The following is a 22,823-nucleotide window of genomic DNA, read 5'->3' on the forward strand; positions in this document are numbered from 1 at the left end:
GCTGGTCGAAATCCTTTAACATGGCTATGCTATAGGAACCAGAAGGGAGTTCCCCTGTAAAGACTGTTCTCTATCGCAATCTATGGTGCTGCCATGTTTTTCGACTCCTTAGCCTCTTTCCCCAACCGGCACGCTCCCGCTATTCATCTGGCACATATGTCAGACCCGCATCTTCCACCTCCGCACATTCCTTGGACTTCTTTTTTTAATAAGCGATTGCTGAGCCGTGCGTTATGGCGCAGCAAAAGACGCCATATTTTGCGCCCTGATATTACGCATCAATTGGTTGAAGATATTGCCTCTCATAAAGAAATACGCGCTGTTCTTATCAGCGGAGACATTACCAATTTTGGCACGAAGGAGGAGTATAAACAGGCCGCAACATGGCTGAAAGGGCTGCCTGTTTCCCCCGTTATTGTGCCTGGTAATCATGATTTTATGGCACCGATTGCCCATAAGCACAGCCTCGCGCAATGGGAAGAATGGTCCGATAAAACATTTCCCTTTGTGCGTTTTTTCGGCAAGGTGGCTGTTATCGGTTTAAACTCCGCGCTCCCGACCTTACCTTTTACGGCCTATGGCCTCATTAACAAAAAACAACGTAATAATCTGGCCAGATTGCTTGCGGAATTAGGCAAAGAGGGATACTGCCGGGTTGTTATGCTTCATCACCCCCCGCGGAAGGGGCTTCTACCCTACAGGAAGTCCCTCATCAATACATCACGCTTGAGTAAGATATTACGTACTTACGGGGCGGAGCTTGTGCTGCATGGTCATTCCCACGATGCCACGCTAACTACAGTGGAAGGCACGGATATTCCCCTCCTTGGGGTGAGTGCCGCGGCAATGGATAGCCACATTATAAGCCGTAAAGCGAGCTGGAATCATCTCAGCTTCACACCCCATACAAAAGGATGGCACATCGCTGTGCAACGCATAGATGCCACAGGGCATGTTTTCGCACAGATGGAATGGGACAGCAGTTCTTCTTTAAGGCCGGTAAATGTTCATTCGTAAGTCTTCTCTACCGACACTAGATCGTTATTTATTACGCCAATTAGTCCCACCTTTTACGATTGCTCTTGGGACAATGCTGGTCGCCTTGTTGCTTGATAGGTTATTGGCCCTTTTTAATCGGCTCGCCAGTAGTGGTAGCTCTATTGCCACCTTATTAACATTGCTAAGCGACCTGCTGCCTCATTATATGGGCTTAGCCCTACCAGCGGCTTTATGCATTGCTGTCTTTATGACCATTAACCGCATGAGCGAGCATAATGAGATTGACGTGCTCTATGCGGGCCATATCTCACTCCTCCGCATTAGCCAGCCTTATATTAAAGTGGGTGCGGTTCTCGCTGTTTTAAGCGTCCTTCTCTATGGTTATTTGCAGCCAATCGCGCGCTATGATTACCGTGAGGGCTTTTATTTTGCACGCCATACAGGCTGGGCCCCTCACCTACAATCCGATATGTTCGCAACTACCTCCACCACAACGCTTCTAACAGCAGATTACGTGGACCATGGAGGCTCTCGTTTACGCCGTATTTTCATCCGCGATGTGAAAGATGATGGGACAACGGAGCTTATTACAGCCCCTAAAGGTCTACTCACCCTCTCTGAACGTGATAAATCTACACAGCTTGATCTTTGGAATGGTCAGATCATACGCGCTAAATCGCCTAACCTTCCTGATAGCCATGTTTCAGTTACCCATTTTGAACATATTGCCCGCTTAATTGAACGCTCTGGCAACCAAGAAGCTTTTCGCTCCCGTGGGAATGATGAGAGAGAGATGACAACATTGGAGATTCTTTCTGCGATTCGGCATAATTCATCGCATATTTCTCCTAAAACGCTGCGAGCGGAAATAGATTTTCGCTTAGCCCGCGCGATTAGTATTATGTTTATACCGTTTCTCTCCATCGCCTTTGCCGTCCGAAAAAAGCGTAAACGCTCTGCCCTAGGGCAAATTATGCTAGCCATTATCCTTGTAGGGTTTGATGAAGTTTTGCTCTTTGGTGATAGCCTCGCCGCTAATGGGACAGCACCTGTGTGGCTAAGCCTTTGGGTGCCAGAAGCTATTTTCTGCCTCGGATGTACATTTGCGCTACTTGCACGCTCCAAAGTAAGTTGGCGGCATAGAGAGCAAAAAAGCTCAAGGACTGCGTGATATTATGAGATTTCCCCTACTCCACGCTACGTTGTTAAAAGTCTTTTTGCGCCCTCTTATCACTAAAATCCTCATTTGCTGCTGTGTGTTGACGGCACTCTTAGAGATATTGGCCCTTCTTGATGATGCTTCCACGATTTTGGACCGTCATCTTGGGTTCCACGGTATCCTAAAATATGTCGGGCTGCATTTGCCTACCCTGCTTGTCGAGATTATGCCTCTTTCGGTCATGATTGGGGGGTTGTTCACATTGCTGCAAATGGCACTCTCTAGTGAGATTGCTGTGCTGCGTGCAGCGGGCCTTTCTACCCTAAATATGTTCCGTTATCTTTTGCCCGGCCCGTTAATCTTGAGCGTCATCTGCATCGCGCTAAAGTTATGGGTCGTCCCTCCTTTTGAGCAAGAACTTAACCGTTGGTGGAATGAAGGGGCGACACAGGCTAACGCTACAAATGACCTCCACAGCCTTTGGTTTCGTGATGGGTCAGATATTGTACGGGTGGAAATGATTAGCCATGGCGGTAATACGCTTTCACAGGTTACGCTCTATCATCGCAACCCCAGTAACGGTGCCCTAACCTCCACTCAACATTATGAGCAGCTAAATTACGAACATAATCAATGGGTGGCGCATGGCACTTTCGATCGTACCGACCTCTACCAAGATAGTACAAAAGCTAGAATTACCTCGGAGTTTATTGTCCCTCTCCTATCTGCCACCCCGATGGATATCATCAATATGACTTTGCCGGGTGTCTATTATACGCCACACCAATTTCGGCAAATTTTTTCCAAAAAAGCACCCTCAAATTTACCTAGATCAAATTATTTGATGACCTTATATGCTATCTTATTCCTACCGTTGCAGATGGCCGTGATGCTTCTCGTTACGCTGCCTATTACATATATCCCGCCGCGGGCAGGGTTACGAACCCCCTTGCCTGTATATGTTATGGCAGCTGGGTTAGGGATTGTTATCCTCCAAGGTATGATTTCGGCCTTGGGGAATGCGGGTTCCTTGCCTATATTACTCGCTACATGTTCTGGTCAGGTTGTGGCGGCCCTGTTCAGCTTGGCTTGGATATTGCGAATGGAGGAAAAATGAGTACATTTAAAAACTTTTTTCAGGGCACGACTCTTATGCATAAGGGCCGAAGCTATGATCTAGGGAAGATGAACCTGTCTCAATTATGGGCAGCCTATCTCACCTACCCCACGATTCTACTTTATTTCGCCCTTATTATAGGGACAGCTGTACTCAGCGTGTATCTACGCCATAGCTGGTGGGGGGTATTGATCCCCGTTCCTGTTATCATCGCTGTTTATCCTACGGCATGGTATATTATTCATCGTTATATCCTTCATGGGCGTTGGTTTTATCGCAATCCAATCACCGCCGCGATGTGGAAGCGTATTCATTTTGACCATCACCAAGACCCGCATCTTTTGGAGGTGTTGTTCGGCTCCCCTCTAAATACTGTGCCAACCATGATGGCAATTACCATGCCTATTGGTGCACTTATTGGCGGATGGGGTGGTGCTTTTTCTGCTCTTGCCACCGCACTGGTGATGACCTGCATTTATGAGTTCTTTCACTGCATTCAGCATTTGGCCTATAAGCCTCGCTGGCAGTGGGTGGTGTATATTAAGCAGCTTCATGTTCTACACCATTTCCATGATGAAGACGGCAATTACGGCATTACAAACTATCTGCCAGACCGGATTATGGGGACATTCTACCGCGCAGCGAAGGATCGCCCTCGTAGCCCTTATGTCTTTAACTTGGGATATACGGTGGAAGAAGCTGAGCGTTATCCTTGGGTGATGCGCCGTACGGGGGCTCCGCCGCGTGACCGGCCCGACCCAGCACGCGCTCCTAAAAAAGAAGAACTCGCCAAAAGCGCATGACAGTTCCTGTTTTAATTCTGGCGGGTTCACGCGATGGAGAGCGTGACCCGCTAGCGCAGATGGGCAAGGTTACGCATAAGGCCCTCCTCCCTATTGGAGAAACCCCGATGATTGACCGTGTTGTCCACTCTTTAGAGCAAACATCGGGCATCGGGCGTATTTGGGTAAGTATAGAGCACCCCGAATATTTAGCGCATTTGGGGGATCGCGTTGCTCTTATAAAGGCGTCCCCTTCACCTAGCGAGAGCGTTCTCAATGCTGTGCGCATGATAGGGACGCCTTGCCTCGTTACCACGGCTGATCACGCCCTTTTACAACCTCAATGGGTCGAGGAGTTCCTAGAAAAAAGTTGTGCAGCGCAAGTGGACCTTACAGCCGGGATTGCTCTTAGGGAGACCATCCAACGGGATGTCCCGCAAACAGAAAGAACGTATATTCATCTCTCTGATATAAGCTTTTCAGGTTGTAATTTATTTTGGCTAGGTAATGAGACCTCACTTGAGGTTATCGCCCTCTGGCGTCAACTTCAGCGTTATCGTAAGCGGCCATGGCGTATGGCTCTTACCCTTGGACTCTCCACTATTCTGCGCGTCTTAACTAAGACACTCACCTCTCGGCGGTTGGAGGAGCGAATCCATACTCTCACCGGGGCGTCTGTCCGTCTTATCCCCCTCTCTGATGGTCGCGCTGCTGTGGATGTAGATAAGCCATCTGATGCCCATCTTGTTGCACAACTTTTAGAGACGTGGTGAGGGGAATACATCCCCTCACGAGCTTCCTCTCATCTTTTCAACAGTTCTTTTTTGAGTTTGAAAAAGGCCGGGCGCAGACCGTGTCGAATCTTCTTAAAATCAACCAAAGTGACTTTGCCCGCAGCAGAGAGCGTGTGCATACCATCAGGATAATCCTTCAAGATAGGCGTATGTAACGGAACAGCCTCTCCCCCGCACAGCACGGGACGTCCTTTTTCAAAGCCTGATAAATGGAGAAAACGTAAGCCACCTCCATAAGTTACGCTACAATCTTGCACAGGGAGAAACACGTCGCCCCCCTCCACAAATGGGGTCCCTCCCGGGCGCGCACCACTTTTATCAATAAGGAACCGGCCTAAATCACACCAAGGCCCGGTTAATTCTTCAGCTAACGCAATATGTAACGTACTCTGTCGGCATGTCTTTGGCTCTGGCGGCGTCCAGAATAACCACCACCGCCCAGCATGATAAAGTGGCGTTGCATCAATCGCCCCAATAGGAAATACAAAACTTGAAACTTTCTCCCATTCATAAGGGAAAGAACGTGCTTTATATAAAGTCAAACGGTCAGATTTATAACCCTCTGGCAGCATATAAGTAACCCCTTCATGCTGGAATACATAAGGGTAAGAGAGGTGCCAATCTTCTTTTAAAACGGTGCGATGTTCTAATAAAGTAAAGGTCTCATCATAAATAAGGACATCTATGACACCTTTACTTTGGTGATAGTCATAATATTCCGCGAAGACATATAGCTTACCATCCCGCCAAAGCCCGAAAGGATCCGCCAAAAAACCATTATTCCCACAAGATGGCAGAAAGGTCATCTCAATATCATCGAGACCATTTTGCCGGATAATCTGCTCAAAAGGGGCGTGCAAGATTGCTGACCGCCAGTAATCCATTTTAAACAGTTTCATAACCTTGCATCCTACGGATTTATTTATGCGATGCTGTATCATACATCGCCCTTTCCTCAGACGAAAGGGCAGCATGCATAACAGACCTAAAATTGTACCATATCCTTTGTAAGCTTATTGTGATTATTATACCTCATTCTGCTTATTCATAACGAGACTCTATCATGCCAAATACCTCCGCTATTAATGAACGCTTTCATGCGGCACAAAAAATCATCAAAGATGCTGCACAGCTTGCCAAAAATATGCAACCTGCGCCGGGAAAACCTACAGCCGAGCTAAAAGGCCATCAAGATTATGTCACTGAGGCTGATAGAGCTGTTGAGACTTTCCTTGTAAAGGAATTATCTGCCCTCTTTCCTGATGATGCTTTTTTAGGAGAGGAATATGGAGCCACGCAGTCGGGGGCGTTTCGTTGGGTTATTGACCCTATTGATGGCACCTCCAATTATGCACGAGGGCGTAATCGTTGGTGTATTTCTATAGGTCTTATGCACCATGACACACCCGTTGCAGGGATTATTGAAGCCCCAACTTTACGGGAAAGCTTTACCGCTCGCATAGGCCAAGGTGCCTTTCTTAACGGGACCCCTATCCAAGCCTCCAAAACAGATAAATTAAGGGAGGCTATGGTGGAAATCGGCTGGTCCCCTTATGTCCCAGAGGGATGGTATCCCCAAAAAATGGGCGCACTCCTCACCGAAGGAAGCATGCCACGCTCTCTTGGCTCTGGCGCATTAGCCCTTGCGGATGTCGCTTGCGGTCGCTCGGATGGTTATCATGAATATGTCATATTCTTATGGGACGTTGCCGCCGCACTTGTCTTGCTACAAGAGGCGGGAGCTTGTGTATCTCCCTTCCTAAAGAATGGGGGCCTAACACAACGTACGCCTATCCTCGCTTGCGCCCCGCTCATAGCACCCTCGCTTTCCAAAACTCTAGGCGTCTCACTAGATTAAGTTTATATTACTGAAGTTCGCCTTTATTTCCCTTGTTAGGAGAGATTCGTGTTTAAGCCTTTTGCGTTTGTCTCACGTTCCGTTGCCATTGCGGCAAGCTTACTTGCTGTCAATGCGTGTGCCGCTAATATTTCCACACCGCGGAAGCAGCAAGCTCTTGTTGATAAAGCCGCTTTTGCTGTGCATTCCGCCTTTATCAATTCAAAAACTAACCCTCATACTGCACAGATTCTGCGTGAAGCGAAAGCTATGGTCATTTGCCCAGATGTGACCAAGATGTCTCTCGTTTTCGGTGGTACAGGCGGGGCATGTGTTCTTGTTGGACGTGGTGCTAATAACTCTTGGTCTGACCCGGCTTTCTATACCCTTAGTGCAGGCTCCTTTGGGTTGCAGGCCGGTTATCAGCATAGCCAGCTCTTCCTCATCATCACATCCAAGAATGCTGTTCTCTCCATGATGGACCGTGAATACACTTTTGATGCAAGTGCTGATGCTGCCTTTGGGTCTCATGGAACCAGCGCAAGCAATGACCATCGTGAAGTTTATGCTCTGCAAAAGACTAACGGCGTCTTCGCTGGGGTTTCTTTAGGGAGCAGCAAGCTCAAAGCTAACAATGCTGCAAACCGTGATTATTACGGCCAAGTTGTTGGGGCTGAGGATATTGTTATCAATATGCGTGTTAATAACAAAGCCGCCGACCCACTACGCCGTAGCGTTATGAAGGCTGTGTCTCGCTAAGAGCTTATACTTTTATAGCAAGGAGGCCATTCCTTATTAGGAATGGCCTTTTTTATAATTACTGAACGTCTGCTTTAGTTCGGCGATATGTCCGAACATGCTCTATGTGCTCAGCTAATGTATGTGAAAAATGATGCCCACCATGACCCGTAGCCACAAAATAAAGCGCATCTCCTTCAGCTGGATGGGCTACGGCCTCTAAAGCACTTTTCCCCGGTGAACATATAGGCCCCGGTGGTAGGCCCTCATGTTGGTAACTATTATAAGGGCTATCAAATTGCAGGTCGTCTTTTGTCAAAGGGCGTGTTAGCAGCCCTTCCCCATTGCTAACAGCATAAATGACGGTTGGGTCTGTCTGTAACTTCATCCCCTGTTTTAAACGATTTAGAAAGACACGCGCTATTTGTGGTCGTTCCTCTGGTAGGGAGGTCTCACGTTCAACTATAGAGGCAAGGATCAATAATTGCTCTGGTGTGGTGATGATACCTACTAACGCCTCTTGGTCTCGCCCCGCCCAAACCTCTTTGAGGAGAGTATTCATTAAGGTTTCCATATGGGTTAGTAGGGTTTGACGCTCCATCCCCCATACATAAAAGAAAGTTTGCGGTGCAACGCGGCCTTCTTGAATCTCCCCTATTGTGCCCTGTAAGGCGGGAGCCTGCATCAGTAGAGCCTGAATACGCCGTGCTGTTAGCCCTTCAGCGATTGTAAGGCTATGAGAAACAGGCTGCCCATGCCGCAAAATAGCTAAACTATGAGCGATGGAGACGCGATCGGGAAACTTGAGCTCTGCTGCATGGAGCGGCCCTTGCGATTTTGTAAGGAACAAGGCCAGTTTAAAGAAAAGAGAAGATACACTCCCACGCGCTAGCACACCGTTCTCTTGCAACACATGCACAACGCGATCCGTTCCCCCATGAGGAATGATAACCACGCGCTCTGCTTGTAACGGGCCGGGGTCTGTGTAATGGCCGTATCCTGCAAAGACAGTTCCACCCGCTCCGGCAAGTAAAAGGGCCAACACACGCCCTTTTGTAATGAGGCGAAAGTATTTTGACGTTTTTATTTGTTTATCTTGCGCCTCGGGGACGGGGGATTCTGGCATGTTATACTCTCCTTACCATGTAACGAGTATTACCAAGCCATCCCTCCCCCGGCAAATCAAGCTTTAAAGCGTTTCAATACAAGACTTGCATTCGTTCCGCCAAAGCCAAAGCTGTTGGAGAGAGCGATATCGACATGCTTCTCCTTAGCTGTATGAGGAATACGATCCATCACACTCTCGCGCGATGGCTTATCAAGATTAAGCGTTGGCGGCAGAACACCATCACGCATAGCTTGCAAACAGAAAATAGCTTCTACAGCCCCAGCCGCACCGAGCAAATGCCCGATAGCAGACTTGGTGGAGGACATACTCGCCCCAGCCGCAGCATCGCCAAAGAGACGCTCTACAGCACCAAGCTCTAAATCGTCAGCCATGGTGGATGTACCATGAGCATTAACATAGCCAATCTCGGAAGGCGTTACGCGCGCATCTTTTAAGGCTGCTTGCATAGCCCGGAAGGCACCTTCATGATTCTCGGCGGGAGCAGTGATGTGATAAGCATCGCCAGAGAGGCCATATCCTGCAATCTCACCGTAAATCTTGGCACCGCGGCGTTTGGCATGTTCGTATTCTTCCAATACGACAACACCGGCCCCCTCACCCATAATGAAGCCATCACGCGCTTCATCCCACGGGCGAGACGCTGTCGTTGGGCTATCATTAAAGTTGGTAGAAAGCGCACGCGCAGAGCAGAAACCGGCAATCCCCAACTCGCAGATAGCAGCCTCAGCACCACCAGCAATCATCACATCAGCATCGCCATGCTGAATCAACCGTGAGGCATCGCCAATCGCATGGGTCCCAGAGGCACAAGCCGTTACAACGGCATGATTCGGACCTTTAAAGCCATAACGGATGGACAGGTGTCCCGCCGTCAAATTGATTAAGGAAGATGGGATGAAGAAAGGCGACAGGCGGCGTGCCTTCCCAGAGGAGACCAGAACAGAATTGTCATAGATCGTCTTCAATCCGCCAATGCCGGAGCCAATCATGACACCTGTTGCGCAACGGTCTTCCTCAGACTCTGGCTTCCATCCAGAATCCTCTACGGCTTGAATTCCCGCTGCCAAACCAAGATGGATAAAACGATCCATCTTCTTTTGCTCTTTAACAGGAACCCAATCAGAGAGGGTCAAACCACCCTCTGCCGTTGGTCCTTCTGGCACTTCCCCGGCAATTTGTGCCGGCAAACCGGAAGCATCAAACTGCGTGATGCGCCCAATACCAGATTGTGACTCGATAAGGCGTTTCCACGTCAGTTCTGCACCAACAGCCAACGGGCTTACTACGCCTATTCCCGTAACGACCACACGTTTTCTGCTCGTTCCAGAACCGCTCATCGCCGCCTTACCTCATAATTCCTAATATGCATAAAGCGAAACGGAACTATTCCGCTTCGCTCTTATGATGGCGGGGCGCGCTTTTGCACGCCCGTCCATCATTTTCCGTCACCTAGCTAGATCAGGCAGCTTTCTGCTTGCTGATATACTCAATCGCATCATTCACTGTTGCGATCTTCTCGGCGGCATCCTCAGGAATCTCAACGGAAAATGCTTCCTCAAAAGCCATCACAAGCTCAACTGTATCCAAGCTGTCAGCACCGAGATCATCGATGAAGGAAGCATCTGGCTTTACCTTATCTTCCTCAACACCCAAATGCTCGACAACAATCTTCTTCACCTTGTCAGCGATTTCGTTGCTCATCTGTCTTAAATCCTTACTACCCTAGTGGGTTTGTTTAAGCAAAAACCTGCCCGATTAGAAGCCATACTCTGAACCTTGTCAGGCAAAGCAGGGCGCGCTTAGCACGTTTTTTAGCAAACGCCAAACTTTTCAAACCATGGCCATCCCACCATTAACATGAAGTGTCGTACCCGTCACCCATCCAGCCTCATCAGAAGCGAGATAAACAACAGCGGCAGCTACATCTTCTGGCTTGCCCATACGCCCAAGTGGAATATTACCCAAGAGCTTCTCACGCATGGAGTCTGGCAAAGCATCTGTCATAGCGGTCTCGACAAAGCCCGGGGCTACAACATTAATCGTTACCCCACGACGCCCAGCCTCTTGGGCAAGAGATTTGCTCATCCCGACAAGGCCAGCCTTAGCCGCTGCGTAATTGGCCTGACCGGGATTGCCGGTTGTCCCTACGATGGAGGAAATAGAAATAATCCGCCCGCTCCGCCGCCGTTGCATGCCCTTTAAGGCTGCACGGGCGAGGCGAAATGGACTCTCCAAATCCACCTTGAGCACCTGCGCCCAATCTTCATCTTTCATCCGTACTGCCAAAGTATCCCGCGTCAGACCGGCATTATTGACGAGAATATCCAAGGGCTGCCCCGCTGCCTCCTCTGCACGGCTGACAAGCTCATCTGCGGCTGTGGCATCAGAGAGGTTGGCTGTCACGATATGAACACGCCCTTGCCCTAGAGTCGCAGCGACCTCCTGCAAGGCCCCCTCACGCGTGCCACTAAGGACTACAATAGCACCGCGCTCATGTAGCTGGCGTGCAATGGCGGCACCAATCCCGCCAGATGCCCCCGTAATCAATGCCATTTTACCTGATAAAGAAAACATCACTTATTCCTCTTAAAACGTCTTCAACATCGCTTCAATTTCTGCCGGGGTCCCGGCATGGTCGGCTGATAAATCCGGTACGATGCGGCGTGCAAGCCCTGTCAGCACCTTACCAGCCCCTAGCTCATGCTGGTTTGTAATAGCTTTATCAGCCATAGCGAGAACCGTCTCCCGCCACCGTACACGTCCAGTTACTTGTTGCACTAATAAAGACCGAATCTCATCCGGTTGGGAGACGATCGCAGCAGTCACATTAGCGATGACCGGAATCTCTGCTGGATGAAGTTCTGCCTCTGCCAACGCTTCCTTCATCTCCTGCGCGGCTGGAGCCATCAGGGAAGAATGGAAGGGAGCGGATACCGGCAATTTGACAACGCGGCGGATACCCTGCGCTTTTGCTGCCTCCATAGCGCGCTCTATTGCCGCTATATGGCCAGAAAGAACAATCTGACCACCGCCATTGTCATTAGCAATTTCTAACACGTCCCCTTTGGCACATTCGGCACAAATATTTTGTGCTACATCTGGCTCTACACCTAGGAGAGCAGCCATACCGCCTTGCCCAACAGGGACTGCGCGTTGCATAGCTTCCCCACGCAACCGTAAAAGACGTGCGCCCTCGCTAATCCCCATAACACCAGCGGCGGTTAAAGCAGCATATTCCCCTAAAGAATGGCCTGCTAGCACTGCAGCTTTCTCTTTAAGGACAAACCCACCCTCATGTTCCAAAACACGCACAACGGCCATAGAGACGGCAAATAACGCGGGTTGGGTATTTTCTGTTGCTGTAAGCTCTGCAGCATCCCCCTCGAACATCAACCGAGACAGATTGAAGCTAAGAGCCTCGTCCACTTCCTCAAAAACAGCGCGGGCAACGGGAAAGGCCTTATGAAGCTCCGCCCCCATCCCGACAGATTGACTCCCCTGACCGGGGAAAACAAATGCCTGACCTGTCATATTCACTCTCTCCAAACTACTAGATTATTACCGAGGAATCAGCCGGCCACGCTGCCATGATTCAGCGGCCTCCTCCGGCCCCATACCATCAACGCTCACTGCATAATCCAAAGCACTCATTACCTTATTACTGAGCATCATGATGGATAATTCATCCAACATATCCTCATCCACCTCATCGCGCAGTCCTTTACGCAAAACCAGCCGTGCAGTTTGCTCCTGCCCCGCTAAGAGGTCTCCCCCCGGTAGCTCGACCAACATATCGGTATGGAAGATAGCGTGAGGCTGCCATAGAGCAATCAATGGGCATTCCCCCGCTTCTTCTGCCTGCTTTACACGCTCTAAAACAGCCTCCGGGGCTAGAACCTCTAGGCGCAATTCTTTAAGCTCCGGCCGGGTTTCCATAACTTTTTCAAGATAAGGCTGCGCTGCTGCGGTGGTCAGCAAGGAGGTAAACTCCCCTACTGTCCAATTCGCCCCTTTCCCTGCTTTTTTAAGAGCAGAAAGCTTGAGTTCTGGATGATATAAACTGCCGAGAATCTCATGACCATGAGCTAACAAAGCCTCATCCTGCGGGAACCATGCTGAGACAAGAATATCAACACGCCCCTCATCCAACGCAGCTAAGCGTTCATCTGCGCTTAAATCCGCATAGGCGACATCCTCACCATTCGCCTCGATAACACGGGCCACGCCACTAGCACAGGCAGCATGTAACGCCGTATAGAGATGACCAATAGTGAGATATGACATAGAAAACTGCCTTACGTTTATAAAAGATGCCTTGGGATAGCTATAGCCTACCCCTTTGTGAAGCCCTTAGCTCTGTTTTCCCACCCGCTAAAGGCCTCTATAAAAGATTTGCTCCTAGGAGCTACCAGATTTTAACGCGCTCTTGCGGTGGTAGGTAAAGCGCATCTCCCGCATGAACTGCAAAAGCTTTATACCAGAGGTCGATATTATGAGCGGGCATATTCACCCGGCTACGCGCTGGTGCATGCTCGTTCGATAAGACCTGACGCCGCAGCGCATCGGGGCGGTCCTTCTCGCGCCATACCTGCGCCCAGCCTAGGAACACACGCTGGTCCCCTGTCCAGCCATGCAATGGTTGGTCATCCTTACCGTGAAGGCTATTATGATAGGCTTGGAGGGCAAGATTCAGCCCGCCAAGGTCTGCAATATTCTCCCCCATGGTCATCGTGCCATTTACATGCAGCCCCGGTAGAACCTCTTGGGCGTCATATTGCGCCCCGAGCCGTTTTGCTCGTGCCTCAAAAGCCCGTGAAGATGCTTGGCTCCACCAATCATGCAAACGGCCATGCTCATCATAATGGCGGCCTTGGTCATCAAAACCATGGCTCATCTCATGGCCAATAACGCCGCCAATCCCACCATAATTCACCGCCATATCGCCTTTAGGGTCAAAAAAGGGCGGTTGAAGAATGGCTGCGGGGAAGACAATTTCGTTCTTTACCGGGTCATTATAGGCATTGACGGTTTGTGGCGTCATATCCCATTCGTCCCGGTCCACGGGGCGGTCAAGCTGATGAAGGCGATGCTGCCAATTAAACGCCGTTGCGCGTGAAGCATTGCCATACACATCCCCCGCTCGGACCTCCAAAGCGGAATAATCCCACCATTTCCGCGGGTAGCCAACCTGCATAGCGAAATGATCCAACTTCACCAACGCAGCTTTACGCGTGGGGCTGTCCATCCAGTCATTATGCTCTAGCCGCCAGCGGAAGGCGGTTTTTAGCTCATTAACAAGGTTGGTGATGCGCTCTTTGGCTTCTGGAGGGAAATAATGCTGCACATAAAGCCGTCCTAAAGCCCAACCCATTGCCGTGTTTGTGACACGCACAGCCCGCTTCCAACGGACTGGCTGTTGCGTAATACCGCTTAGCGTACGACCATTAAAAGCAAAGGACGCATCGGAGATATCATGGGACAGATAGGGGGCAGCATTATCGGCGAGATGAAATGCCAGCCATGCCCGCAATGTTGTGCTCTCTGTCCCTGCAATAATCTGCGCCATCGCCGCAATTGAGTGAGGCTCCCGCACATCAATCACACGCTCTGCTAAACCACGCTCCGGCAACCCCATAGAGCGTAAGTAGGTCATCCAATCTATAGAGGGTGCGAGAGTGATGAGATCTTTCACCTTCATCGGGTTGAACATTTTTAACGGGTCACGCGTTTGATCCCGTGGTGTCTCAACCTTCGCGAGGGCTGTCTCTAACTCTATAATAGCAGCGGCGTTATGCTCTGGCTCCGGCCATTGAATAAGCTTGAGCATTTGCAAGATATAAGCCTGATATGCTTGCTTTTGCGGGGCTAATTTAGGATTTGTATAATAGCTAATGTCAGGCAAGCCCAAGCCACCGCTAATGCCAATACTCATCCCTTGGTCCAGCATTAACATATACCGGGTTGGGTCTGCTTGGTCTTGCTCAATATCCAATGCAAAAGGACTAAACGATAAGGAGCCTGCCGCTGCTCCAAAGAGATGAGCAAAGGAAGGCGCATCTTTTGCAGCTTGGATTTGTGCTAACTCATCATGCAAAGGGGTTATCCCTTGTGCATCCACAGCGGCTTGGTCCAAATAGCTATGGTAAAAGATAGCAAGCTTATTTTGCTCATCATTCTTCCCTGAAGGCGATAAAGACTCCAATAAGCTCCGCTGCCGCGCTTGGGATAACTCAAATAGAATATGAAACGGCCCATAGCTACTCATATCATCGGGGATATGCAGCTGCGTGATGTAACGCCCATTAGCGTAGGTGAAGAAATCTCGCCCCGGTGGGGTGGTTGGGTCCATGCCCTCTTGGTCAAACCCCCAGCTATTTTGGTAAGGCTGAATAGACGATGCAGGCTCTTGAGCAAGGCTAGGCGTTACAACCCCACCCATAAATCCAGCTCCCATCATCATGAGGATGCTGCCCTGCTTTAATAATTTACGCAATGATAGAGCGTTAACTTTCATCATACCCTCAAGCCTGTTGTGCTAAATAGCGCGCGTAGGATTTCTGCTTCCATGCAATAATTTTATGGAACAGCTTTGCTAACCATGCCTGCATCTTGGAATGTGGTGTCAGACCAGAGGTTTTGAGAATCATCGCTGTTACACGGTCCAGATGCTTCTGCTGATAAAAAGACAAAGCACGCGCCATATAAGCCGCGATGAAGTCTTTATGATTATAATGTGCTTCACCGTGTGTATTCGTAATGTAATAAGCAGTGGCTAATTCATCATCTTCACTTTCCATCACGCGGCTAAGGGCAATCCGCAACCGGAACCAACGGCCTAATTTTTCACGGTCTAAATAACGGTGCATATTGTCATAAAAGAGCTTGAAATGCCGGTATTCGTCGGCAGCTATTTGTTTGCAGACGGCCTTTAAAACGGGTTCATCTGTCGCATCGGCTAACGCGGTGTAAAAGGAGGATGTCCCCGTCTCCACCATACAACGCGCAATCAACTCGCCCGTGCGTGAGCCACGGATGGAGGATGAAACGTCCGTATCGATTTTATAAGCTTCACGGTAGTGGTTAAAAGCCTCAACATAATCCCAACTAGGATCTGCCAGCATGGCCCATTTACCTAATGCATCGCCATGTTGGACTTCTTCTTCAGCCCAATTCTCTGCAGCATCACGAAAACCTGAATCATCATGAAAGACATTGCGGAGGTAAATTGTGTAATCCCGTGCGTTACGCTCCACAACGGAGGCAGCCTTTACCAAGGCCAGAACGTCTGGGTTCACTTTTGTGGCATCAAAAGCATCCCAATCCATTTGGTCGATCTGCCAATGTTTCATACAACCACACTCCTTATAGCCGTGATGATGCCGTAACCTTCATACATTTAGCACACTTTTCAGATGGCATAGCGCGCTCGTTTTGGATAGGTGTAGACAGCTAACTAGGAGAGAAAAGCTTAATGACTGAACAACCCTGCCCTGTGCCGCACGCCCCTCGCCTTCGGCATGATTGGACACGAGAGGAGGCAGAAGCCCTATTAGCCCTGCCCTTCCCCGAGTTAATCTTCCAAGCGCAACAGGCACATCGTCAGTTTTTTGACCCTACCAAAGTGCAGATATCGACTCTACTCTCCATCAAGAGTGGGGGCTGCCCAGAGGATTGCGCCTACTGCCCACAAAGTGCCCATCACGAGAAGCGCATGGAGGCAGAAAAACTCATGCCGTTAGAGCGCGTTATCGCTGATGCCAAACGCTCTAAAGAGGCTGGGGCAGGCCGGTTTTGTATGGGAGCCGCCTGGCGCGCACCTAAAGACCGCGACCTTGATGCCGTTTGCCGCATGGTAGAGGAGGTAAAAGCTTTGGGCCTTGAGACATGCCTAACCATTGGGATGCTCACCCCTAGCCAGTCTGCACGGTTAAAGGATGCCGGGTTGGATTATTACAACCATAACCTTGATACGTCCGAGGATTTTTACGGTAAGATTATCACCACACGCACCTACCAAGAGCGTTTGGATACGCTGGCGAATGTGCGTGATGCGGGGATTAAAATCTGTTGTGGCGGGATTATCGGCATGGGCGAAGATAGCCAAGACCGTGCCGGTTTGCTCACCACCTTAGCGAATCTTCCCACTCACCCTGAAAGTGTGCCGATTAATCTCCTAGTCCGTGTGGAAGGCACCCCTTTAGCGGATGAGACCACAGTGGACCCGATTACTTTTGCTCGCGTCATTGCAACAGCACGCATTATGATGCCTGCAAGCCATGTTCGCCTTGCCGCAGGGCGTGAGTCCATGTCCGAATCCACACATGCACTCTGTTTCCTCGCGGGGGCCAACTCTATCTTCTGGGGTGAGAAACTGCTCACGACACCCAACCCCGCCCAAAACCGTGATACCGAACTCTTGGCCATGCTAGGCATGACGCCTATGGTTCATGCCTAATAGTTTCAAACAGGCTCCCATTCTTACGCGGGAGCCTGTTTTCTAACGCATTTACGGGGTGGAGTGTGTTTTCTGACTATCCACTGCTTGCTGAAGGAGGTCACGCGCGGCGTCATCCTGCCCCATCGCGCGCAAAGCTTGGGCCTGCATCCTAAGAGCGCGCCGCATCGACTCGTAATGCAATGCCTCCTCCCGGATTTGGGCAAGATTATGGGCATCATCCGCAGCGCGCTGCCATTGTTGGTCCATCAATTCACGATGAATGAGCAGCTCTTTCATGTTGGCTTGGTCACGCCCATCATGGCTTTTAGAAAGGAAGGCGATAGCGTCATCCATATGTGAGGGATCACGTAATTCAGCCGCATCTAATCCTGCAAGAGCATAGGCTTCCGCTTGGGTAGCACCCTCTAGGCTTTGTTTAGCGCGTTCCGCCTCTGCGAAAGAGGCCTGCCATTGTTTTTGCTCATAAAACACACTGGCACGAATGAGATGTAAATCTGCTTGCTGCGCGTCTGTCCATCCTCGCACAGTAAGAGCTTGCGTGATATGTTGCAGCGTTGCAAGGCAATCTTGAAACAACTTCAAACGCAGTTCGCTCAACGCAAGGTTAAAGCCTGCATCATGAATAGCCTGTGCATTATTAGCCATAAAAGCACGGTCCAGCGCGGCCCTATATTGCTGTCGTGCAGGCTTTAGATGCTCTAGGTCGAATACACTATTACCGACATCCATCAAACTTTCATAACGCGGGTCATGCCAGCCCTTTGGGTTTCCTCCACCAAAGCAGCCTGAGAGCATCCCCGCTATGCATATAAGGGAACATGCAAGAACCCCCACCTTCATGGCTTCACCTCCCGCGCGGGAAGCCGGCGTGTATGATGTTTTTTACTGCTCCCGTGCCCCCCAAGGAACCACAAGCCACGCAGCTGCTCACTCAACTGTCGCAAACTCTCTGCGGTAGCTTCTGCCTCAGCCAAAACGGCGGGGAGTTGCTCTGTAGCCTCTGCCACATTACGCACTGTCCGATTAACATCGGGAACGGAGGTTTTTAAGCCGTTTGTCATATTGTTCACATTCTTCATCGTCCCATTAGCTTCATCTAATGTGATCTGAAGTTTACGCTCTAACGGCTGCACATTCTCGATTGCTTGGTTTAGGCTAATAAGAATGGCATTAATATGATTCGCTGTTTCCTCCCTTGTAAGGAGAGCACCGGCTGTACCCTTCCCTGCATGTAGGTCTGTCATAATATCGCGCGCTTGCTTCGTAATATCCTGAACATTGCTCATCGCAGGGAGAAGACTTGCCCGTAAATCCGTTAAGGTTTGGATGATCATATCCGCTGGGTTAGGATCAATATTGGTGTTAAGGACCGCGTACCCCCAATTTAACGGCTGGCCCTGCCCGCGTGTAATCTCAATATATCCAGCACCGGTTACAACAAGGCGTCTCTTAATAGTGGCAATGCTATCACTACGAATATAACGCTCAAAATGCGGCTCAATCGTCCCTTCAGCATACATCCGGCCAGACTCATTGAGGTCTAGCTTGCGTATTTCCCCAACACGAACCCCCATGACTTCAATATCATTATTAACGGCCAGACCTGCAACGCCACCTTCAGGCAAGACAAAATGAATCCGCCCAGCAGGGGTTAGCCATTGTTTAAGCAAACCAGCCTCTACCAAGGTTGCTGTTAAAATAACAATCGCAATTAAAACCAGCAGCCCTACCCACTCATCCACAAAAGTGCTTCGGAATAACGGAGCTGATAAACCTGTCTGGCGGCGCAAACGCAGGGAACGCATCATTTATCTCTCACTTTAAGAGTCCATTATCACCAAGACGAAAGCGTTGCATACCCTGCTGAAGATAGCCAGACCATGCAGAACGCTCCGCCCCCACCCATATGACGGCACAGCCTCGCTCTCTTGCAGCTGTCAACTCGGTAAAAAACGCATTATAAAGCTCAACCGGTGCGGTAAGACTGACGGGATTTTCCAATAAAAGCAAGGAGGGGTTATTCATAAAAGCCCGCACATATTCTGCCCTTTTTCTATCAAGAGCAGAAAGCTTCTCGGGGAGCTGTGTTGGCAAACCCGGCAAACCAAATGATTGACATAATTTAACAGCCTCCCCCACTAATCTATCATAAGGGGCACGGCTATGATGCAAGCTCGGCCATAAGATATTGAGGTGCATTTCATAAAGGTCAATCCAGCCACTCTCAACTGTGATGCGCCCTATACGACCGCGCAAGGCATTGGCTCGCCGCTCATCCAGCTCCGCCCAATCTAACCCCATACAGCTGACAGCACCGCGCCTTTTCCCCGTTGCAGGGTCCTCTTTAACAGGCAAAATGCCAGCACAGAAATCTGCAAATTGGGCTGAACGGAACTCATCACGACACTCTACAAAGACACATTCGCCCGGCTCGACAAAGAGATTATATTTTACCGGTGGAAGGCCTGTTGAATCTGATGAAGGGACAGCTTCATCTAATTTTAAGATGAAGTCATAATCTCGCCCCATTCCGGTAAGGGTATTATCCATCAAAGACTCCCCAAAATAACGTCAATGAGGACATTAATCACCAAAATGGACATAATCCCCCGTGAGAAGCCGCGTGGCATTAATGTCGCCAAATTATCCTCTGCAGTCACATCAATACCTGACAGGCAACAACATAGCCCAACAGTGGAACCACTAAGTAAAAACTTTAAAGGGATACCAATATAATCCACCAACTGCATGCTATTTACGACTTCAAAAAGGAAAGACCAAATAGATACGGTGACAATTCCCTTCGCCCAGCATGCCACATAGCCAGTGGCCAGGGCCATTGCTCCAAACAAAGTCCCTAATGTCACCCCCCCAACAGTCATGGCGATTGTGCGCGGTACAACAAAGATAAGGAACGGGTCCATCCCCATACCGCTGAGGGTATTAAGCCGCCCTCCTTTTGTTAAATTACCCATTTCCGTCAGCATCAACATGCCAGAGCGACCTAGCAGAATGACCCCCACTAAAATGGGAGCTATTTCCCGCAGCAAGATACTGGACAAAAGGCCGCCTGTCATCTGAGACATACCGGCAAAACCTAGCCAATAAACAGCTTGGGAAACCAAGCCAAACCCGGTCAAACACGCCACAACAACAACGCTAAAAAATCCACCGCCTATTAACTGGCGCAAGCTTCGGCGGAACTCAATCATTACAGTTCGCCGCCACGCGCTAGGGCGGAGAACCGTATAAAGCACCCCCCATCCTCCCCCAATTACAATGAGGAAAAAGCGTGGGAGGGAACGAGAAAAACGCCCTAAAAAAGCAAGGCCAATATGTAAGATGGAAAAGCGTTCAGAAAAGTTCATGTTTTATCTGTCGCTCCTATATCCCCCTTACCGGCGAGGATATAGCTATTGGCAATGCCACTCCCCGGTAAGAAGAACTCCCCTCTCAAGCGGAATAGGAAGACCCCTTGCAGCACTTGATAGGCACGGTCCGACACTTGAATCTGCCCGCCATCTGGCACGTTATGGGCCAAAGCCCCGGCCATGGTTAGCCCTTCCCCCCAGAGGTTGAAGACGTCACGTTTCTGCCCTAACCGCGCTACAAGGACTGCGCCAACATCAATCCCGATACGGAACATAAGCCGCGTATTAGTTTGTGAAATCGTCATCAAGCATGCTTCGCGAATACCAATCGCTGCATCAGCTATATTAGCTGCCCCCTCGGAATCCGTAGTTTGAGAACAACTCCCTAGAAAAATAAATCGATTCCCCGCCACTTGTACTGAGAACAACTTATGTTCACGCGCAATAGCTTGGATCTTATCGGTCAACTCACTGACCAAATCCAACATCACACGCGCCGCATCATGATTGGCGGAATACGCCTCGGAGAACTCCAAGACCATAATAGGTACACTTGGATATAACCCTGATTCTGGGAGATCATTTGGATGATGTTCCTCCTCCCCAGAACGCAGGAGGAAGCCTTCGATAATCCGCATTGGCGGCCTAGATTGCGGTGCTGATGCTTGCTGTGCCACAGAAGGCGGCAGGGGAGACGCTTCTTGCGTGTGTTTATCTTCCTCTTGAGCCTGACCAAAACGCACCGCCAAAATAGAGGCTACTAACGTCATCACTCGCTCGGATTCCGTAATCTGGTTTGGGTCCTCCACCATAATAGCCCCAACGAGGTGATGTTCCTCTAAGATAGGAAGCAAAACAAGATGGTGCGTATCAATCATACGCATCACAACACGTTGCACACTCTGAAGACGAGGATCATCTTCTGCATTTGGCACATCGATGAGATGTCCGTCCTCTAAGCACTCAAACAAGCCGGGATGACCCGTCTTTGTTAGCTCCATACCGAGACGATGGGCGTTGCGTTCCCGGTCGAACATATCTTCACAAAGAAGGCGATTACCATCAGATAAAAGCCGCCAAATACTAACACGCCGCGCCACAGACCTGTCGGCTAAAGCCTCACATAAATAAGGCTGCTCTTTACTGGGGTCTAACAAGCCCGTGGTGTTAATAATTTTGAGGAGGATGATATTATCTTCTTTTCTCTCCGTTGCAAAAGACCCTAACTTCTTCTGTAAGTTTTCAACACGACGCCCTTGATAAATAAGCCCCGCGGCCAAAACTAAAGCCAAACCAACGATGATAATGGAGAAGTAAAGTGTTTGATGCTTCACAACTTGTGTAAAATTAGCAAAATCATTCTCAGGAGCATTAAGTAAAAGCACCCAAGAGCGTTTTGCTAAAGGCATAGCTGCGGCAATTGTTACATAATTTAACCCACGCGTATGAACCAGACCAGAACCATCCCCCATAACGCGGAAGACATCTAACGCACGTACAAAAACAGGTTGTGTTTTAGGGTCTAGCCTCACATTAGCAGCATCAAAGCCGGGCTTGCCAATGTCAGCCATATTATGGCCCGCGATGACATGACCATCTAAATCGACAATAACGGCCTGCCCACTTTTACCGACTTTAAGGCTGTTTACAAACTTAGTAAGCTGATTAAGGGAAATATTAATTGCAAAAACAATCTTATGTCCATCCAATGCTTGGAAAGCCAAAGACGCTGTTACAATAAATTGACGTGTTGAAAGATGCAAATATGGTGCCGTCCAGAATAAACGGCGATCAGGCGTTCTACTTTCACGCTCTACAGCCTTTTTATACCAAAGCCGTAAGCGAGGGTCGTATCCTTCAGCCGAAAAACGATCTGTCGAGATAAAGCGACCATCTTTATCCGTGACTTTATGACGATAATAGGGAGCACCGTCCTCCATTTGCATGGTTGTTTCTTCATAATCATCATCACGCCGGCTCGTCATCCAAAAATGACCTTGGTCATCCGCGAGATAAAAGCTATCGACATGCGGCATATCACGCAGGACGGAACGACCAAGGGTCATGAAGGTTGCGACATTTTGTTTCTGGTCGTCACCTGTCAGCATATTGCTAGCCATAAAGGAGATCCCCGTAGCGGGGGAGAGATAATGGCTGACCTCCTCGGTAATGTAGCGTTGTTGGCTACGCAGCAAGTTGCGCGATAGGGTAATCGCCCCTTCCCGCATGGTGCGATATGTGTAGAGCGTCACCATCGCGATGGTCACAATGACCAAAATAACGCCCAAAATCGGCCCAATAAATTGGAAGAGCTGCCACCGCCGCCCTGTGGTATCAATAGCGGGGTCAACGATTTCATCTGTCAGCAAAGCTTAAAAATCCCCTCTAATCGTCCAGAACGCGAAGATGATCTCTTGTATCTCACCCCTAAATGGGGCG

Annotated in this window: 22 protein-coding genes; 8 read left to right on the forward strand and 14 right to left on the reverse strand. The window is 49.6% G+C overall.

The window, feature by feature from the left end:
• The first annotated feature begins 93 nt into the window (after positions 1-93).
• Genes GM556_RS03950 through GM556_RS03970 form a run of 5 tightly spaced genes read left to right on the forward strand, consistent with a single transcriptional unit; the run spans position 94 to position 4,830 of the window.
• Positions 94-1,017 carry a metallophosphoesterase gene (locus tag GM556_RS03950; RefSeq protein WP_155579340.1) on the forward strand — a complete coding sequence of 308 codons (924 nt, stop codon included), beginning with the start codon at positions 94-96 and terminating at the stop codon, positions 1,015-1,017.
• On the forward strand, positions 1,004-2,170 hold the full coding sequence (locus tag GM556_RS03955; RefSeq protein WP_155573207.1) for an LptF/LptG family permease: 1,167 nt from the start codon (positions 1,004-1,006) through the stop codon (positions 2,168-2,170). Before GM556_RS03950 ends, GM556_RS03955 begins: the two co-directional genes overlap by 14 nt.
• 4 nt (positions 2,171-2,174) lie before the next feature.
• A complete protein-coding gene (locus GM556_RS03960; protein WP_155573208.1) occupies positions 2,175-3,275 on the forward strand; it encodes an LptF/LptG family permease in 1,101 nt (366 codons plus the stop codon).
• A complete protein-coding gene (locus GM556_RS03965; RefSeq protein WP_155573209.1) occupies positions 3,272-4,078 on the forward strand; it encodes a sterol desaturase family protein in 807 nt (268 codons plus the stop codon). The genes GM556_RS03960 and GM556_RS03965 overlap by 4 nt, the downstream gene beginning before the upstream one ends.
• Positions 4,075-4,830 carry a nucleotidyltransferase family protein gene (locus GM556_RS03970; RefSeq protein ID WP_155579341.1) on the forward strand — a complete coding sequence of 252 codons (756 nt, stop codon included), beginning with the start codon at positions 4,075-4,077 and terminating at the stop codon, positions 4,828-4,830. The genes GM556_RS03965 and GM556_RS03970 overlap by 4 nt, the downstream gene beginning before the upstream one ends.
• Before the next feature lie 29 nt (positions 4,831-4,859).
• On the opposite strand, the gene GM556_RS03975 is transcribed toward GM556_RS03970, so the two are convergent.
• Positions 4,860-5,750 carry a hypothetical protein gene (locus tag GM556_RS03975; protein ID WP_155579342.1) on the reverse strand — a complete coding sequence of 297 codons (891 nt, stop codon included), beginning with the start codon at positions 5,748-5,750 and terminating at the stop codon, positions 4,860-4,862.
• 164 nt (positions 5,751-5,914) lie between these two features.
• Between GM556_RS03975 and GM556_RS03980 the strand changes: the two genes are divergently transcribed.
• Positions 5,915-6,709 (forward strand): inositol monophosphatase family protein, encoded by a 795-nt coding sequence (locus GM556_RS03980; RefSeq protein WP_155579343.1) that lies wholly within the window; start codon positions 5,915-5,917, stop codon positions 6,707-6,709.
• A gap of 48 nt (positions 6,710-6,757) precedes the next feature.
• Entirely contained in the window at positions 6,758-7,447 is a 690-nt protein-coding gene (locus GM556_RS03985) for a lipid-binding SYLF domain-containing protein (protein WP_266137405.1), read from the forward strand.
• Between the two features lie 58 nt (positions 7,448-7,505).
• Here GM556_RS03985 and mltG read toward each other — a convergent pair whose 3' ends face one another.
• The 8 genes from mltG to GM556_RS04025 all read right to left on the reverse strand — a co-directional run bounded on the left by mltG (position 7,506) and on the right by GM556_RS04025 (position 15,904).
• Entirely contained in the window at positions 7,506-8,552 is a 1,047-nt protein-coding gene (gene mltG, locus GM556_RS03990; protein WP_155579344.1) for an endolytic transglycosylase MltG, read from the reverse strand.
• 56 nt (positions 8,553-8,608) lie between these two features.
• The gene (gene fabF, locus GM556_RS03995) at positions 8,609-9,892 is read right to left on the reverse strand and encodes a beta-ketoacyl-ACP synthase II (RefSeq protein ID WP_155579345.1); all 1,284 of its coding nucleotides are present in this window, start codon (positions 9,890-9,892) and stop codon (positions 8,609-8,611) included.
• Between the two features lie 121 nt (positions 9,893-10,013).
• Positions 10,014-10,256, reverse strand: a complete 243-nt coding sequence (locus GM556_RS04000; RefSeq protein WP_099027300.1) for an acyl carrier protein — start codon at positions 10,254-10,256, stop codon at positions 10,014-10,016.
• 129 nt (positions 10,257-10,385) lie between these two features.
• The gene (gene fabG, locus GM556_RS04005) at positions 10,386-11,129 is read right to left on the reverse strand and encodes a 3-oxoacyl-[acyl-carrier-protein] reductase (protein WP_155579346.1); all 744 of its coding nucleotides are present in this window, start codon (positions 11,127-11,129) and stop codon (positions 10,386-10,388) included.
• Positions 11,130-11,141: 12 nt separating this feature from the next.
• Positions 11,142-12,086, reverse strand: coding sequence for an ACP S-malonyltransferase (gene fabD, locus GM556_RS04010; protein WP_155579347.1), 945 nt, complete (start codon positions 12,084-12,086; stop codon positions 11,142-11,144).
• A gap of 27 nt (positions 12,087-12,113) precedes the next feature.
• Positions 12,114-12,839: a glycine betaine ABC transporter substrate-binding protein gene (locus tag GM556_RS04015; RefSeq protein ID WP_155579348.1), complete on the reverse strand. Its 726-nt coding sequence runs from the start codon at positions 12,837-12,839 to the stop codon at positions 12,114-12,116.
• 121 nt (positions 12,840-12,960) lie between these two features.
• On the reverse strand, positions 12,961-15,072 hold the full coding sequence (locus GM556_RS04020; RefSeq protein ID WP_370513582.1) for a M13 family metallopeptidase: 2,112 nt from the start codon (positions 15,070-15,072) through the stop codon (positions 12,961-12,963).
• A gap of 4 nt (positions 15,073-15,076) precedes the next feature.
• Positions 15,077-15,904, reverse strand: a complete 828-nt coding sequence (locus GM556_RS04025) for an acyl-ACP desaturase (protein WP_155579349.1) — start codon at positions 15,902-15,904, stop codon at positions 15,077-15,079.
• A gap of 122 nt (positions 15,905-16,026) precedes the next feature.
• Between GM556_RS04025 and bioB the strand changes: the two genes are divergently transcribed.
• Positions 16,027-17,010 (forward strand): biotin synthase BioB, encoded by a 984-nt coding sequence (bioB, locus tag GM556_RS04030; protein WP_155573219.1) that lies wholly within the window; start codon positions 16,027-16,029, stop codon positions 17,008-17,010.
• A gap of 51 nt (positions 17,011-17,061) precedes the next feature.
• Here bioB and GM556_RS04035 read toward each other — a convergent pair whose 3' ends face one another.
• From GM556_RS04035 to GM556_RS04055, 5 genes are read right to left on the reverse strand one after another with little or no spacing between them, the layout of a single operon-like run.
• Positions 17,062-17,853 carry a hypothetical protein gene (locus GM556_RS04035; RefSeq protein WP_155579350.1) on the reverse strand — a complete coding sequence of 264 codons (792 nt, stop codon included), beginning with the start codon at positions 17,851-17,853 and terminating at the stop codon, positions 17,062-17,064.
• Positions 17,850-18,821: an MlaD family protein gene (locus GM556_RS04040; RefSeq protein ID WP_230873279.1), complete on the reverse strand. Its 972-nt coding sequence runs from the start codon at positions 18,819-18,821 to the stop codon at positions 17,850-17,852. The genes GM556_RS04035 and GM556_RS04040 overlap by 4 nt, the downstream gene beginning before the upstream one ends.
• Positions 18,822-18,828: 7 nt before the next feature.
• Positions 18,829-19,563 (reverse strand): ABC transporter ATP-binding protein, encoded by a 735-nt coding sequence (locus tag GM556_RS04045; protein ID WP_230873280.1) that lies wholly within the window; start codon positions 19,561-19,563, stop codon positions 18,829-18,831.
• Positions 19,563-20,381 (reverse strand): ABC transporter permease, encoded by an 819-nt coding sequence (locus GM556_RS04050; protein ID WP_155573221.1) that lies wholly within the window; start codon positions 20,379-20,381, stop codon positions 19,563-19,565. The genes GM556_RS04045 and GM556_RS04050 overlap by 1 nt, the downstream gene beginning before the upstream one ends.
• A complete protein-coding gene (locus GM556_RS04055; protein ID WP_155579351.1) occupies positions 20,378-22,753 on the reverse strand; it encodes an adenylate/guanylate cyclase domain-containing protein in 2,376 nt (791 codons plus the stop codon). The genes GM556_RS04050 and GM556_RS04055 overlap by 4 nt, the downstream gene beginning before the upstream one ends.
• Positions 22,754-22,823 lie beyond the last annotated feature (70 nt).

The organism is Bombella sp. ESL0378 (assembly GCF_009725845.1).
Classification (GTDB): Bacteria; Pseudomonadota; Alphaproteobacteria; order Acetobacterales; family Acetobacteraceae; genus Bombella; species Bombella pollinis.

What these genes read in the sequence shown, in the direction of transcription:
- GM556_RS03950 (WP_155579340.1), top strand. Translation starts at nt 94, where the DNA reads ATGTTTTTCGACTCCTTAGCCTCTTTCCCCAACCGGCACGCTCCCGCT.
- GM556_RS03955 (WP_155573207.1), top strand. Translation starts at nt 1,004, where the DNA reads ATGTTCATTCGTAAGTCTTCTCTACCGACACTAGATCGTTATTTATTA.
- GM556_RS03960 (WP_155573208.1), top strand. Translation starts at nt 2,175, where the DNA reads ATGAGATTTCCCCTACTCCACGCTACGTTGTTAAAAGTCTTTTTGCGC.
- GM556_RS03965 (WP_155573209.1), top strand. Translation starts at nt 3,272, where the DNA reads ATGAGTACATTTAAAAACTTTTTTCAGGGCACGACTCTTATGCATAAG.
- GM556_RS03970 (WP_155579341.1), top strand. Translation starts at nt 4,075, where the DNA reads ATGACAGTTCCTGTTTTAATTCTGGCGGGTTCACGCGATGGAGAGCGT.
- GM556_RS03975 (WP_155579342.1), bottom strand. Translation starts at nt 5,750, where the DNA reads ATGAAACTGTTTAAAATGGATTACTGGCGGTCAGCAATCTTGCACGCC.
- GM556_RS03980 (WP_155579343.1), top strand. Translation starts at nt 5,915, where the DNA reads ATGCCAAATACCTCCGCTATTAATGAACGCTTTCATGCGGCACAAAAA.
- mltG (WP_155579344.1), bottom strand. Translation starts at nt 8,552, where the DNA reads ATGCCAGAATCCCCCGTCCCCGAGGCGCAAGATAAACAAATAAAAACG.
- fabF (WP_155579345.1), bottom strand. Translation starts at nt 9,892, where the DNA reads ATGAGCGGTTCTGGAACGAGCAGAAAACGTGTGGTCGTTACGGGAATA.
- GM556_RS04000 (WP_099027300.1), bottom strand. Translation starts at nt 10,256, where the DNA reads ATGAGCAACGAAATCGCTGACAAGGTGAAGAAGATTGTTGTCGAGCAT.
- fabG (WP_155579346.1), bottom strand. Translation starts at nt 11,129, where the DNA reads ATGTTTTCTTTATCAGGTAAAATGGCATTGATTACGGGGGCATCTGGC.
- fabD (WP_155579347.1), bottom strand. Translation starts at nt 12,086, where the DNA reads ATGACAGGTCAGGCATTTGTTTTCCCCGGTCAGGGGAGTCAATCTGTC.
- GM556_RS04015 (WP_155579348.1), bottom strand. Translation starts at nt 12,839, where the DNA reads ATGTCATATCTCACTATTGGTCATCTCTATACGGCGTTACATGCTGCC.
- GM556_RS04020 (WP_370513582.1), bottom strand. Translation starts at nt 15,072, where the DNA reads ATGATGAAAGTTAACGCTCTATCATTGCGTAAATTATTAAAGCAGGGC.
- GM556_RS04025 (WP_155579349.1), bottom strand. Translation starts at nt 15,904, where the DNA reads ATGAAACATTGGCAGATCGACCAAATGGATTGGGATGCTTTTGATGCC.
- bioB (WP_155573219.1), top strand. Translation starts at nt 16,027, where the DNA reads ATGACTGAACAACCCTGCCCTGTGCCGCACGCCCCTCGCCTTCGGCAT.
- GM556_RS04035 (WP_155579350.1), bottom strand. Translation starts at nt 17,853, where the DNA reads ATGAAGGTGGGGGTTCTTGCATGTTCCCTTATATGCATAGCGGGGATG.
- GM556_RS04040 (WP_230873279.1), bottom strand. Translation starts at nt 18,821, where the DNA reads ATGATGCGTTCCCTGCGTTTGCGCCGCCAGACAGGTTTATCAGCTCCG.
- GM556_RS04045 (WP_230873280.1), bottom strand. Translation starts at nt 19,563, where the DNA reads ATGGATAATACCCTTACCGGAATGGGGCGAGATTATGACTTCATCTTA.
- GM556_RS04050 (WP_155573221.1), bottom strand. Translation starts at nt 20,381, where the DNA reads ATGAACTTTTCTGAACGCTTTTCCATCTTACATATTGGCCTTGCTTTT.